A 13,459-nucleotide genomic window follows, 5' to 3' on the forward strand; every position below is an offset into this window, starting at 1 on the left:
GCTTTTTTGGAAAAGCAATTATGAAATTGATTCAAATTATAAACATTTAATATTATTACTGGAGGATATTGAATTGACAACAAATAAAGTGTTAAGAATATCCATAATTATATTTGTTTTGGGATTAGTCGGTTGTGGTGTATATGGTTACAATTATCTTTTTGGTGTAGATGAAAAAGAAATGAAACTACTTGAAAAAAGAGTTGAAAATTACTTAATTAACGAAAAAGGTTATAAAAAATCGGATATAAAAGAACTTAAGGCTGTCCACAACGCAAAATATGTGGGGAATCCTGTTATTGAAAACAATGTGAAAGTTGTTTTTTCTGATGAACCTAATGCAACTTATATCTACAACTATTCGCCAGAAGAAAATAGGGTATTTCAATTTGACTATACAAATGAGAAGGGTAAACATTTAGAAGAAGGAGTAGTTAATAAGCCCTCGAAGGGTAATTGATATACCAAAAATATAATTAATTCTAAAATATCGAATGGTTATTTTTCTGAGGGAACGAATGTTTCAAGAAAAAATTAATGAGGATATGAAGCGGGAGAAATAATCCTGCTTTTTTTTTATTGTCTCAATAGGGTAAGCGTAAATGGGATGCGTTTGGCGATGTTTGGAGGTGTGTTTCATCTTTTTTCGTCGTTGGTTCCACTTTTCTTCTCTGTCCCTTCTTCTTCTGTGACATTTACATTTTTGGCATCATATAAGGTAGCACATAGCTGACTTAATGATTTCATCCCTGTTTCTTCGTGATAAAAAGCACACAGGGCGATAAAATCTTCCGGTTTCATTTTTCGATTTCGCTTAGATGTTAGGAAGAGAAAATTTGTTTAAACGTACGTAAAAAGGGTATCCAATCTATTTTTTGAGGAGATAATGTAGGTAAAGACAAAGGAAAGACCATCCTTTCATTTTCAGATTCATACTGAATAAGGATGGTCATTTTTTTGTCTTTTTATGCCATGTTCTTAACTTGATGGCTATGAGGACAGCCCCTTTTATACTATTTTAAGTAACTAAATCAAAAAAAAGGAAAAACATATTATAATATATCATAAAGGAGGGATAAGGTTGAACACACTGAAAAATTCTCCACTTTTTTTCTTTTTAGGTTTAGTAATTATGTTGGCTTTTACTCCATATAAAAATAGTACTTATGATGGTGGAACTCAGATAACAACATATGTGGATACATTTGAATACATATTAATTGTTTTAAAAGGAAGCTCAATAATAACGCTAATATTATTATTGGTATCATTGGTATACACAAAAACGAAAAAATAATCTGATTACTTGAGTATCAGATTTATTGGTAATGCCCCAAAATAAAAAGCGACGTCAGCATTTCTTGACAGCGCTTTTTATCAATTCTTTTTTATAGCCTTAATCGAATCAATTTCATAAATCATATTTTTCAAGAGCTTATACTGCCCCTATTAAGAAAACTTACGATTGAATCAATTTCATAATTGCTTTTTCAAATAAGAGGCAGACTTCACCTAGCGGGAAATCGCAATTTTCAAAAAGGTAAGCTACTTAGGTTGGAGTTTTTTTAAGTTCTTTTCCGATTCGATCGGCTGCCAATTTCGGAGCATTATAAACAAGGGTAACAAGGTCAAAGTGAAATTTTGCTTTTTTACCTGTTCGGTAACGAACATGGTTGAGTTGAAAGAATTCTTTTAAATAGGCGATAACACGTTCGACCACCGTACGTTGATCGTAGAGCTCCTCCCACTTTTTTGTTCCACGAGCAGGAGCTGTGTGCCGTCGTATATCCGTCTCTATCCAGGTTTTATAAATTTTTTGGCAGAGAGAATCCAGGGCTAGTGGACAATCCTTGCATTCTTTTGGACGGGCAAACGTAAGTGTTTTGTACTTTGGGTCATAGCTATCGTAACGATATAAATATTCTCGTACGCATGTAGGGGCAAAGCGTGGATCAAATCCGAGCGTTTCACCTTCATTCCGCTTGTTGTAAGCAAGGATGGAATGAGCCTCCATACGGTAAATCTGTTGGTAAATTGGAACAGAGCCGTACCCTGCATCCATGATGCCGTAGCGAACGGATAAGGGCAGTTTTTGCAAACCTTTAAGCAAAGGAATGGCTGCTTTTCCATCATTCAAGCTATCCGATGACATGATGGATTGGAGAATATATTGACTCTTGGTTCCTACGGCAAGGTGTCCCTTGAAGCCATACCAAAAAACATTCTTCCCTTCGCTGGTTTTCTTAACTTCCCAAGCGGGTTCTATCAGCATTTGAGAACGAAGGGTCTCTAGGGGAACATCGAGTTGATCAGCAATCAATTTTTCAAATACGAATGATTCGTTTTTTTCGATAGTGAAAAAAGAATGGGTTCAATGTCTATTGTTGAAAAGATCGCCTCAAAACGTTGGGTAGGTTCTAAATCATATAAATCTTGAATGCTAAATAGGCTTCCTTGTCGTATAATGGACACAAGGAGTCACCATCCTATCTCTAGAGTTTTGGTCGTGCTTAACTTATTCGAGATTTGGGGAGGTACTCCTTTTTTCCATGCCTAGAAACTCTTGTGGTTACTGGCCCCAGATTTATGAAATTGATTTATTAGTATCGTCTAACAAAAGGGACGAGCAAGAAGCTTGTGTAGATTCATCCAAAATTGAGGATGAGGCTGACCAAAAAGGTTGTTTGATCCCAAATGGAATGCAATATATGGGTTACTTGCTATTTTTTATACGTATATACGGTATCGAAGAAGGGTACCTCATCACTTTTAGGACACCCTCAAGCAGTTCAGAAATTAACAGAAAATCAACGACAACTGCTAAGCTTGGCATATATGGATTAAGTGACTCTGAAATTGCTGTTCATCTAAATAAATCCCAGCAAGCCGTTTCAAAGAGCTATAAAAAGGCCTTGAATAAACTGAGAAAAATTATAGAAAATGTGTAAGTAAGGGGAGATTCAAATGAAAGAAAATCTATATACTTTAGTTAAACAATCTAGATTTGATAATGATTCATTAGAAAAAGTCATTGATTTATTTTCTCCTAAGATTGATCAATCATTAAAACAGACAAAGTTACAAAATCGAGAGGATTTGTCCCAAGAATTGAAAATTAAATTGTTAGATTGTATTAGAAATTATGATGTCGATAATACCCTTGGATATTTTCAAATGTTAGCTCTCCTTGAAAGAAAGGAGGGTCTATATCACGAGGGTGGAAAAAACCTATAGCTTTTCTGTCCAAGAATACATGGTGGCATAGCCAAGTGGTAAGTCACCGGTCTGCAAAACCTGTATCCTCGGTTCAAATTCGAGGTAAACCTGCCCTTCCGCTAAAATGGCCCCATCTTTCATGTATCTAAACACCACATTGGCATGTTGGCTGTTCTTTCATAAAAACTATTGTTTTATCATATCCTTCCTTATCTTTTACTTCTTTCTCCCGGGGAAGAGTGATAAGGATTGTTGGCTTAGCTGTTATCGTATGATAAGTAGGTGTATTATTTACATTAATGTTATATTCATATCCTACCCGATCGTCATATAAGACCGATGGGCTATCTAGTTTCCCCCCCTCTTTCTCTACAAAAGGGAGTAAATCTTTTTCTACAGCGTTTCTCCATTTGTTCGCCACATAGTTATCCTCCATTTGTTTCGTTTCCTCATTATAATAAATAAAGAAAGATAGATTATTTTCATCAATGGACTGTACCTTGGCTGCATAGTCAAAATACTGCTAATTTCCTATGTTATCAAAGAATGTATCGTATACTCTCATTGGTTTTTTAAACCTTTCTCTTACATAATTTTCAGCTTGTGTTTTAATTTTTTCACGTTCCTCATCGCTTCCTTGCATACCGCTCTTAAATGAGATGACTAGATCACTAATTGATAACAAGGTTATGGTGAAAATCCAGCCAAAAATCTTTCCTGCTTTCTTCAATTTGCACATCCCTCCTATTTTTCCCCCTTTTATACATTTATTTCACCAGTTTATTTCCATTTCACAAATGGATATGTAGGAAAAAGGGTATTATTTATAAATTTGGTGAATTAAATTTATATAGTTTAGTGGTTACGGGTGTTTTTAATGTAGTTGGAAATAGTGGTTAAAAGCAGTTCATCATTAATATACAGCATATTGTATTCGCTAAGCTTTTGCCTTTATAAAGAGTAATTCGTATGTGAAACACAGTAGTAAAACAAAGGGAAATCGTATTTTTAGCTGATGTACCCTATAGGAATACAAAAAAATTTATTCTTAAACGAAGTAAATATTTCTCATTAAGATGGAAAGAAGATATGTAAATATATGATAAAATGGTGAAAAAAGGGTGGATTTAATGTTAGTGTTGATATTAATTGTTATAGCCTTTGTAATCGTACGTACTTGTTTTGTTTTAACTAAGAACCAAAAGGATAATAGAATATTCATAGGCATGGCCCTAATTGCTATTTCACTTTTAAGTTATCCATTACTTGTTCCTATTCTTTCAGGGGTAAAAGGTCTTGAAGGAACAGCGAGTTTAATGGTTTTTAATTTTAGTTTATTAATTGGAGGTATCATAATCTTTGTTAGGGGCTTCTTTAAATAAAACGTTTTCAAGGAAACTAACCTCTATCCTCTAACCCTTTACAAATAAGTGCAGTTAGATCTGGTATTATTCGGGAATTCTATGTTATTTCGAAGAAATGTTCATCGAGAGTTGGGCACCAACTACTTATCGCTATCATTAAACGTGGGTATGGGTGTAAAGGGAAGTGTATTGAAGTTAGCATCCTTAATCCACAGTAGTGGGCTTGTCCGGTATTTTTTTATCGATAGGAAAGGGTTAAGAAAATCAGCCCTCATCTGAAGCTATTTCCTTAATTTCTCTTTTGGGCAAGAATACGTTTCTTTGAATCAACATGTATAGCATAAGTTAAGTCAATGAATCGTTTAAATTGAACGGCTCTTGTTTATAGGCTGAGTTCAAAAAGAATGAGTGGTCAGCTAAAACCGGGAGAGAAAGCCCTACGGGATCTCCAAAAGAAAATTCGAGATTTAGAGGAGGAGAATGAGATTTTAAAAAAGACGATGCGCTATCTCTTCTGAGACAGAAGGACGTTCAGGCGTTAGAAAAAACAGTGACTCGTCTGGTGAAAGAGCTGGGGTTAAAGTCCCGTACCATTAAGGAGTACAAGGCCATGACCAATTCTAGACAATCCACCTATTCACGACAACGTGCTTGCACAGAAGTTTAGCATTCGGGCACCGAACCAGGTGTGGATGGCCGACATTATGTACATTCCTATCCAGAAGAGATGGCTATATCTGGCGAGTATCAGAAACGCCTGATCCTCTGGTATGAAAGGCAGCATGAGCCGTAAAGGTAACGGTTATAATAACGCCTGTATCGAATCTTTTCATAGCGTATTAAAAAAGAAATTCATTTACCTTGAAACTTTTTCTACGTGGGCAGAAGCGAAGAGACATATTTTTGAGTACATTGCCTGTTTCCACAATGGAAAGGGAATACATTCCTTGCTTGGGTACTTCACGCCCAATCAATATGAACGCATGTACCAACTAACAGTATGATTCTCCCGATTCCATGTGTCCAACCTATTGACAGAGGTCCATTTCTCCCCCCGTGCATTTTCCGTCAATACATCTAGAAAGTAGAAAGAAGTTTTCTGCATCTCTTTAATAATAATTTATTATGTTATCCTGATTTATCACAAATGCCCACCAAAAATGATCAAACCAATAGACCAAATAAATTCGAATGCTTCAAAAAATAGCATCATAAGTGCTTGAATTTGTTCGATGTTAAATGAGGATAAATAGTTTGTATGTCTTGGGAGAAGCAGCACAAATATTAAGTTCAGTATGGCAATTCCCAATATAGTCGTATAGGTAAGGCGAAGCCATGCGCCAAGCAATGAAAGGCTTTTATTAATTGGCTTTAGAAACACATAGAAAGCCCAGGTGACCAGAATGTCAGCAATCATGATAATGATCCAACCAAAGGTTTCACCTTTGAACGATACATTATAGACGCCTTTAACTTGCTATTGCGGACGACACAGTGAATCGAGGAGGGAGGCCGCTATGACATTCCCCTGTGCGGCTTCGTGTAAACTGGATTTCCTCCGGTTCATACACGGTGTAACCGCTGGCGGCTCTCCTCTCAGTTTGTCCACTAACTACCATATTATTTATGCTAGCGTGGCTTTTACAACTCTATTACATTGTCATGCTATGCTAATGAAGAGGTGATCCTAGTGGCAACAATCCTAATTGTCGAGGATGAGGTTTCAATTAATGAGTTAATCAAAAGAAATCTACAATCGGTAGGACATACATGTATTTCTGTTTTTGATGGGAGGGCAGCAATTCATGAGCTGGCACAGCAGGAAGTTGATCTCGTCCTGCTGGACATTATGCTCCCGGAGATTGATGGGTATGAGGTTTTTCAACAAATTCAAGGAATACCCACTATTTTCCTAACGGCGCGAAGCAACTTATCGGATAAGGTGAAGGGCCTGACGCTCGGCGCTGATGATTATCTGGTCAAACCATTTGAGATGCTGGAATTGTTGGCACGGGTGGATGCAGTGCTAAGACGTACCAAGAAGGAGAGCAATAATTTTAAGTTAGATGGGATAAAAATTGATTTTGAGAGCAGACAAGTATTTCTGAATGAACATCCGGTTGAATGCACGCCCAAAGAATTCGATTTGCTAGAAGTATTAGTGAACAATCGCAATATTGCTCTATCTCGGGATAGGTTGCTAGAGCTCGCTTGGGGCTATGACTATGTAGGGGATACCAGGACAGTGGATGTTCATATCCAAAAGCTACGGAAGAAGCTAGACATGGAGTCCAGAATTAAAACAGTCTATAAAATGGGGTATCGTCTGGAGGTGTAGAGGTGAAATCCCGGTGAAGGAATGACAGCAAGAATAACTTTTACAACTTCATAATCACTTGATGATGATTCTATAATCTGGCCATTCTATACTGCTTATTGTAATTACAAACAAAACTAGGAAGGAGAAATTAAGATGAAAGCAAACAGATTAAAAAGAAAAGGCTTTAAAAAAACCATATTGGCGGCTGCGGTAGTCATTGGGGGCAGCACATTGCTGTTCCAGGGACTCATACAGGCAGTGACCGCGGCGGAATTCAAAAAGACGGACACGGTCCCTACAAGCTATGCGAATTATACAGCTAGTTCATCCAAAGCGGCACAAAAAAGTTTACCGGCAGGCTACAAAAAAGCGAATTACACGGTAGGGGAAATTGACCTTGAATCCTACCGCAGCCAAAAGCCAACCAGCAAGGACATGACAAAAGAGGCGGCAGCGGAAATCGGTGCGCAGGCCCTTTGGGAAATATTTGATCTGAACCTGGAGGGTAGAGTGATTGAAATGGGGTACAACGAGGCAAACGAAAACCTTCCCCGTTCGCGTTGGTACGCTGATGTGCATATCAATGACAAGCTTAGTTATTTTTTTGAAGTGGACTCTGTGACGGGGGAATTATTTGGCATAGGCCGCAGCAGAACGCTGGATAAACAAGTTTCACTAGCCTTTGATCCTGCGCTTCATAAAAAACCACAGGAATATGTCGAGCTAGCAAGGAAGCTGGCGGAGAAATATAACGTTGTTCACAGCCCGGTTAAATCTGTTAAATACAACAACCAGGGCTACATGGACAATGATCCGGATATCACCATGTACGTCACAGGCGAAAACGGAGAACTTGCTACGATGACGTTCTCCCGATATGATAAAGCGTTGCTCACTATCGGTTATAGTACGCCGACTAAGCATGCATTGGAATCCAGTGAAAAGGACATGAAGCGGTTGCAGGAAAAGGTCAAAGAGCTTGAAAAGTCAGATTCTCCTGCCAATGGAAACGAGACACCCTTTATGAGGGTTATTGAAATGGATTGAGCTATTTTCTTGAGTAGTAAATGTATATTCAGACCTTAGGCCGCCACAATGTAGGCGGCTTTTCACGATTAACCACGCCCTCAGTGTTCTAATTCAACGGGAGTCGATTCATTTGCGGTAACGCACATTTTACAATCCAATGACAAAGCAATAATAATATGATTATAAAAAAGAGGTGAATCATTTTGGCAGCCGTACATATGCAAACACAGCGAGCAATATTGGTTGAGAAAAATGCGGTAAAAGCTGCCTGCAGGTTGGTACACCACTTGGAGGCAAGCCTATGAAATACCGCACCTTTTTAACAACCCTTATACTTTTTCTGCTCTCCTTTAATCTTGGAATAGCAATAATTTGTGTCACGACATTTAAAGATATGGTTCATCGTGCGGAAGAAAAAAGCTTGGACGAGCATTATTTCATAACATCTGCGCTTCTAAAGGATTTTCATGCCGTGGAAAGTCGCGGAATTGATATTGGGAACTCTTTAGCCTCTTTATTCCAGCCATACAGCTATTTGTCCGGGGATAAAAAGGTCAAACTGGCGCTTTACAAGGGCGATCAGCTTGTCTATTCCAATCGGCAAGAAATCATACTGCCGGGTAGCTTTTTGGAACCACTTGGGGGTGGAAATCGTCTGGTTTCAATAAAAAAATTAGATGACCGTACCTATATAATGGTTTCGGGACAGCTCCCAGCGCCCTATGATTTTTATACAATGGTCTATCTTTATGATACGACTGATGCCATCACTGCATGGAAACAAATGAAAAATATGCTGTTTTTCGCAGGATTTATTCTCTCTAGCCTGCTCGCCTTAGGTCTTCTTTTATTGCTTAATCGAATATTCAAGCCTCTCTCGCAGATTTCTCAAATCTCCCGTAATATCGCGGCTGGCGCATATGAAACCAGGCTTCCAGTATCCGGGCATGATGAGCTTTCCGAAATGGCACAGAGCTTCAATCATATGGCGGAGGAAATTCAGCGTCAGATACAGCAGCTGGCTACAGCCGCAGAGCAGAAGCAGCAATTTGTGGATAATTTGGCTCATGAGCTCAGAACACCCCTAACTGCTATTTACGGATATGCGGAATATATTCAGAAGATTGTTCGTACGGAAGAGGATAAGCTGTTTGCGACCAATTACATTATGTCTGAGAGTCGCAGGCTTCAAAATATTGCTTATCATTTGCTGGATTTGGCAACCCTTCGTGAAAATAAGATTGAGCGGAGCAGCATTCGTATGGGAGAACTGGTTGACGGAATCGAGCAATCCCTTTCCATGAAGGCAGCAGAGCAAAATATCCGGATTATTTATGAGTATCGCTTTGACACGCTGTTTTGCAATGCTGACCTAATGCATATACTGCTCGTGAACTTGATCGATAACGCGATGAAAGCATGTAGTCCGGGTGGAATCATCAAGCTGGTCGCTGATCTGGAGGATGGGCATAAAGTAATCTCTGTCCAGGATAACGGCAAGGGAATGACGGAGGAGCATCTCATTCATATTACAGAGGCGTTCTATCGGGTAGATTCTTCCCGTAGCCGCTCTGGCGGCGGAGCGGGATTAGGCTTGACGCTTTGTAAGCAGATCGCTGTTAATCATGAGGCAGAGCTGAGCTTTTTATCTGAACCTGGTAGAGGCACAACAGCTAAACTAACTTTTACAAGTTGATAATAAGTTGGTGATAACTTGATAATCTTGCGTTTGTATATTTGCAACTGTGATTACATCATACAGGCAAGTTGTTTCTTTAGTGTGTCCGATAACTTAGTTTATAAAAATTGAGTTTTATAGGGCAACTTCTTAGGAGGATGTAAGTATTACTATATATAGTAAATTTATGAAGGGGGGGAGAGAACAGTTGCGCTACATTAGAACAATAGTATACATAAGTGTTTTTTGGTTTGTTTGGACAAGCACGACATACGTTTATGCTGCTGTACAGGTGAATACAGGAACTGTAAACGTAACCACTTCGCTTGCTTTGCGGGCAAAGCCGGATGTAAAGTCAACGGCGCTTGCATGGATGAAAAAAGGTGAAGTAGTCGAGGTGGTTTCCAGGCAAGGGGAATGGTACCAGGTCAAATATAAGAAGAAGCTTGGCTACGCAAACGCCCCCTACATAAAAGTAGAAACGAATCAAGAGCCTACAATGCAACCAACTCCAAAGCCGCTTCCAGCTTTGGAGGAAACGGAGAAAGAACCAATTCAAAAAGAAGAGCGGCCAACGGGAGAAAATATCTTTAAGGTGGTTATTGACGCGGGACATGGTGGCAAGGATAATGGGGCAACCGGAACGATTGGGAACAAAGAAAAAGATTTAACCCTTATGATTGCTGAGCGAGTTGAAAGTAAACTTAAAAATAATCCCTCTTATGATGTAATCATGACACGAACGCGTGAACTTGACGAAGAACTGATGAAGAAGAAAGTAAAACAACAGCCTAAAGAAAAGGCAAATATAGCAAATGATAAACAGGCAGACATTTTTGTGTCTATTCATATTAATTCTGCGACATCAGCACCAAGCGCAAGTGGGACGGAAACCCTCTACAATGGAACACAGCAGGACAAAAAACTTGTCGAAGTGATGCATAAGCACGCTATTAAAGCGACTGGATTTAAAAATCGAGGCGTGAAGATTAGGCCGAACCTTGTAGTATTGCGCGATACCAAAATGCCAGCAGTGCTTCTTGAAGTTGGTTTTATGAGTAACCATAACGAAAATATGACTATGCTTAATCCGGAGTTTCAAGAACGGGTTGCTCAAGGAATTGTTGATGGCATAAATGAATATTTTAATATGGCAAATCCTACTTTCGATCAGGAAGTAGGATTTATTTTTTGTTACTAAAGCATTTTTGGAAGTGACTCACTTCCAGGAAAAAAGCTTACTTAAATGTATAGTTAAGTTTTATTACTTGTTTAATTGAATGGGGTATAAACGCTTTTGTTTCCGCTGTTCTTCAAGAATGTGCATCATCCAGGCCTGAATGCTTCTTGTATGTTGCGTTGCAAATGAATGGTGGGCAAGATTGCATGTTTCCAGGGGATCATCCGTTAAATTATAAAGCTCGTATTCGTCGTGCTCCGGTTTCGTTTTGACCTGAGTCATCCAATGGGGTTCTTGCTCGAAAGCCGGGCCCCAAATGGGCTGGGAGGTTTCATCTTTTATTCCGGGATGGCTCCAGAATTGGACGTTATCAAAATAACGGGAGAGCTTCCATAATTCCCTTTTCCCATCTCGATGCAGGGGTGTAATGACAGATTCGACATGGTTAGGTTGAATAACAGATGGGTATGGCTCTCCCAGTGGATTTATTTGGTGCTGGCCTCGGGTAACATCATCGTCCGTCATGAAATAAATCGGTTCATTGGCTATCGTAATTTGGTTTTTTCCCAAGATAAAGGGAGTGAGGTCACGTCCCACAAAGGGACGGATTTCGCTAAATTTGCTTTGCAATCGATCCTTAATCACTTCAATATCAACATTCGCAAGTCCAAGCATGGTAGGCAGAAGATCTACATGGCTTGTAAGTGCATGAAAATGTTTATGCTGCGGGAAAAGCTGCTGATTATGAATAAGGAAAGGAACATGCAGAACTTCCTCGTAGGCACAGTACCATTTTTGATGCAGGTTGCCATGAGCGCCAAGCAAATCGCCATGATCGGAAGTAAATATAACAATCGTATTGTCGTAGAAAGAAGAGCGGGTAAGGGCTTTAAATACCTTAAACATTTGTCGATCGGCATTTTTTTGCAGCTGGTAGTAAAGCTTACGGTAAAAAGATTGATTGAAAATAGGCTGTAGAGCTTTGGGATAAATATCCCGATAGCTTGTTTGACAGCGCGGTTTCGTGAGCAGAGGCTCATTTATAGAGGGAGGAGGGGGAACATCTGGCATAGGCTCCACCTCAAACCGAAACGTAGGCAGGTGCACGGTAAGAGCGCCATATAGAACAATATCATGCGGATTTACAAATGAAGCGACGATTAACCACGGTTTGGCATTCTTATTATGAATGTTCTCATGATTGAGGGACTCGATAAGTTCAACAACTTCCGCAGCATAGACTTCATCCCTGCCGCTCAGGCCGATAGCAGCGGAAGAACCGGAGTTTCGGGGGTTCTTACCGTGAGGCTCCGGGCCGATCCAACCGGAAAAGCCGAAGCTGTCTAAACGATTGGCGTGATAATATAATTCTTCTTTTTTTTCGTCCGGTACGCCTGTTAGTGGATTGTAGCTAGAGAGGCCCATGTGTGTACCTGGAATCATAATATCCTCATAAGATATATGCCACTTTCCTTTATAGTAAGTCTGGTACCCGGCTGCACGAAAGTAATCCCCCATCGTAGGTACAGTGTTTTGATCAAGCCAAAACATATCGGAGTCGAAAGGTTCTTTGGCAATTCCGGTTGTTTGGCTGACGCCATGGAGTGAAGGATATTGCCCAGTTAACAACGTTGCCCGGCTAGGGCAGCATGCAGTGCTCCCGATATGATGCCTGTGGAATTCCAGTCCGTGCGACTTCAAAAGTTGCTGTGTAATGAGGTTTTGTCTGCGCCAGTCTCGAATTTCTGCGTTTTCGTAAACGGGAGGGTATCGTTCCTCATCTACAAGGAACACGAGAAAGTTAGGTTTTTCGGGATATCGGGAAGACGGTTGAGTATTATTCATGAAAACACATCCTATATAGAATTCACTTGACGTAGTAACAAAAATTCAGGTGGTTGGAAGTAGGGGATTCGGAAAAAAGAAGAGGTTGGATGCGCCCTGCGCTTCGGCAGAAAAAAGGCCAGCGTGTCTTTTTCCGACCGCTCTTGCCCACCGCCCTTCTTTTTTTCTTACCTCTCACCACAAAAATTTGTCGATTTATCAAATCAGATGTATATAGGTTAGATATTTACCTTAGGTTATGTTGCGAAGTGCCAAAATAGTAGCGTTCTACTAATAATCCCAATGGATAGTAACGATCTAGTGGGATTTATTTTTGCTTGCAATTGAAGATCGCAATATACATATACCTGAGTTCATATTCAGTTCATATATTTTTTGTACCATCCTGTTTGTGGGAAAGAAAGTGAGATTTCAAATGAATGATAACCTAGGGAGGGTGTAAATAAATATGCCAGCAGTAAAGAAGCAAAAAGGATGGCGTCAGTTTATTCATTTGGTTCAACAAACGAAGCCATCGAAGATTTTCCTTTGTATAGCTTTACTATTAAGTGTGAGCACAACTGTAGTAGGATTATTCGTCCCGCTGTTTACGAAAAATCTAATTAATGATTTTTCACTAAGTTCATTGAGCACGGGAAGAATTATTCTTTTGGTTTCCGCGATGTTAATTCAAGCATTAGCGAGTGGAATATCTATTTATTTGTTAAATCATATCGGACAGTCGGTGGTAGCTGGAATCAGAGAGCGATTATGGAAGAAGTTGCTCGTTTTACCTGTGTCTTATTATGATGAGCCACACCTGTTGATTATCCATAAGGTGGAAGAAA

General features: G+C 39.5%; 15 protein-coding genes and 2 pseudogenes. 11 read left to right on the forward strand and 6 right to left on the reverse strand.

The annotated features are described in order from the left end of the window. A partial coding sequence (locus HMPREF0083_RS21540; protein WP_021623934.1) for a DUF3139 domain-containing protein occupies positions 1 to 460 on the forward strand: 460 nt, incomplete at its 5' end. A 176-nt stretch (positions 461 to 636) separates the two neighbouring features. Here HMPREF0083_RS21540 and HMPREF0083_RS28340 read toward each other — a convergent pair. Beyond that, positions 637 to 801, reverse strand: coding sequence for a hypothetical protein (locus HMPREF0083_RS28340; RefSeq protein WP_021623935.1), 165 nt, complete (start codon positions 799 to 801; stop codon positions 637 to 639). A gap of 280 nt (positions 802 to 1,081) precedes the next feature. Here HMPREF0083_RS28340 and HMPREF0083_RS21545 point away from each other — a divergent pair, with 280 nt between their 5' ends. Further along, positions 1,082 to 1,297, forward strand: coding sequence for a hypothetical protein (locus HMPREF0083_RS21545; RefSeq protein ID WP_021623937.1), 216 nt, complete (start codon positions 1,082 to 1,084; stop codon positions 1,295 to 1,297). A gap of 252 nt (positions 1,298 to 1,549) precedes the next feature. On the opposite strand, the pseudogene HMPREF0083_RS21550 reads toward HMPREF0083_RS21545, so the two are convergent. Continuing rightward, positions 1,550 to 2,332: pseudogene (locus tag HMPREF0083_RS21550) on the reverse strand (transposase); the annotation flags it as partial. Positions 2,333 to 2,549: 217 nt separating this feature from the next. Between HMPREF0083_RS21550 and HMPREF0083_RS29510 the strand changes: the two are divergent. Continuing rightward, a complete protein-coding gene (locus tag HMPREF0083_RS29510) occupies positions 2,550 to 2,948 on the forward strand; it encodes a sigma-70 RNA polymerase sigma factor region 4 domain-containing protein (RefSeq protein WP_021623940.1) in 399 nt (132 codons plus the stop codon). Positions 2,949 to 2,964: 16 nt separating this feature from the next. Beyond that, positions 2,965 to 3,234 (forward strand): helix-turn-helix domain-containing protein, encoded by a 270-nt coding sequence (locus tag HMPREF0083_RS21560; RefSeq protein ID WP_021623941.1) that lies wholly within the window; start codon positions 2,965 to 2,967, stop codon positions 3,232 to 3,234. Between the two features lie 127 nt (positions 3,235 to 3,361). Here HMPREF0083_RS21560 and HMPREF0083_RS21570 read toward each other — a convergent pair whose 3' ends face one another. Both HMPREF0083_RS21570 and HMPREF0083_RS21575 read right to left on the reverse strand, forming a co-directional pair. Next, positions 3,362 to 3,637, reverse strand: coding sequence for a hypothetical protein (locus HMPREF0083_RS21570; protein ID WP_148316036.1), 276 nt, complete (start codon positions 3,635 to 3,637; stop codon positions 3,362 to 3,364). Positions 3,638 to 3,739: 102 nt separating this feature from the next. Further along, entirely contained in the window at positions 3,740 to 3,946 is a 207-nt protein-coding gene (locus tag HMPREF0083_RS21575; protein WP_040304343.1) for a hypothetical protein, read from the reverse strand. A gap of 391 nt (positions 3,947 to 4,337) precedes the next feature. On the opposite strand from HMPREF0083_RS21575, the gene HMPREF0083_RS21580 reads away from it, so the two are divergent. Further along, positions 4,338 to 4,598 (forward strand): hypothetical protein, encoded by a 261-nt coding sequence (locus HMPREF0083_RS21580; RefSeq protein WP_167331593.1) that lies wholly within the window; start codon positions 4,338 to 4,340, stop codon positions 4,596 to 4,598. A 752-nt stretch (positions 4,599 to 5,350) separates the two neighbouring features. Then, positions 5,351 to 5,584: an IS3 family transposase gene (locus HMPREF0083_RS30260; RefSeq protein WP_021623945.1), complete on the forward strand. Its 234-nt coding sequence runs from the start codon at positions 5,351 to 5,353 to the stop codon at positions 5,582 to 5,584. 140 nt (positions 5,585 to 5,724) lie between these two features. Here the strand turns inward: HMPREF0083_RS30260 and HMPREF0083_RS21585 are convergent. After that, positions 5,725 to 6,039 (reverse strand): annotated as a pseudogene (locus HMPREF0083_RS21585) (DUF4386 domain-containing protein); the annotation flags it as partial. A 231-nt stretch (positions 6,040 to 6,270) separates the two neighbouring features. Between HMPREF0083_RS21585 and HMPREF0083_RS21590 the strand changes: the two are divergent. The 4 genes from HMPREF0083_RS21590 (at position 6,271) to HMPREF0083_RS26620 (ending at position 10,808) form a co-directional block, all read left to right on the forward strand. Beyond that, positions 6,271 to 6,918, forward strand: a complete 648-nt coding sequence (locus HMPREF0083_RS21590; protein WP_040304344.1) for a response regulator transcription factor — start codon at positions 6,271 to 6,273, stop codon at positions 6,916 to 6,918. A 135-nt stretch (positions 6,919 to 7,053) separates the two neighbouring features. After that, positions 7,054 to 7,947: a hypothetical protein gene (locus HMPREF0083_RS21595; RefSeq protein ID WP_021623949.1), complete on the forward strand. Its 894-nt coding sequence runs from the start codon at positions 7,054 to 7,056 to the stop codon at positions 7,945 to 7,947. Between the two features lie 283 nt (positions 7,948 to 8,230). Continuing rightward, complete coding sequence (locus HMPREF0083_RS21600; protein ID WP_021623950.1) at positions 8,231 to 9,625, forward strand: sensor histidine kinase; 1,395 nt, start codon at positions 8,231 to 8,233, stop codon at positions 9,623 to 9,625. A gap of 190 nt (positions 9,626 to 9,815) precedes the next feature. Beyond that, the gene (locus HMPREF0083_RS26620; RefSeq protein WP_167331595.1) at positions 9,816 to 10,808 is read left to right on the forward strand and encodes an N-acetylmuramoyl-L-alanine amidase; all 993 of its coding nucleotides are present in this window, start codon (positions 9,816 to 9,818) and stop codon (positions 10,806 to 10,808) included. A 63-nt stretch (positions 10,809 to 10,871) separates the two neighbouring features. Here the strand turns inward: HMPREF0083_RS26620 and HMPREF0083_RS21610 are convergent, their stop codons facing one another. Beyond that, entirely contained in the window at positions 10,872 to 12,632 is a 1,761-nt protein-coding gene (locus HMPREF0083_RS21610) for a sulfatase family protein (protein ID WP_021623952.1), read from the reverse strand. A gap of 448 nt (positions 12,633 to 13,080) precedes the next feature. Between HMPREF0083_RS21610 and HMPREF0083_RS21615 the strand changes: the two genes are divergently transcribed. Then, a partial coding sequence (locus tag HMPREF0083_RS21615) for an ABC transporter transmembrane domain-containing protein (RefSeq protein WP_021623954.1) occupies positions 13,081 to 13,459 on the forward strand: 379 nt, incomplete at its 3' end.

Origin of the sequence: Aneurinibacillus aneurinilyticus ATCC 12856 (genome assembly GCF_000466385.1) — a bacterium.
GTDB lineage: Bacteria > Bacillota > Bacilli > Aneurinibacillales > Aneurinibacillaceae > Aneurinibacillus > Aneurinibacillus aneurinilyticus.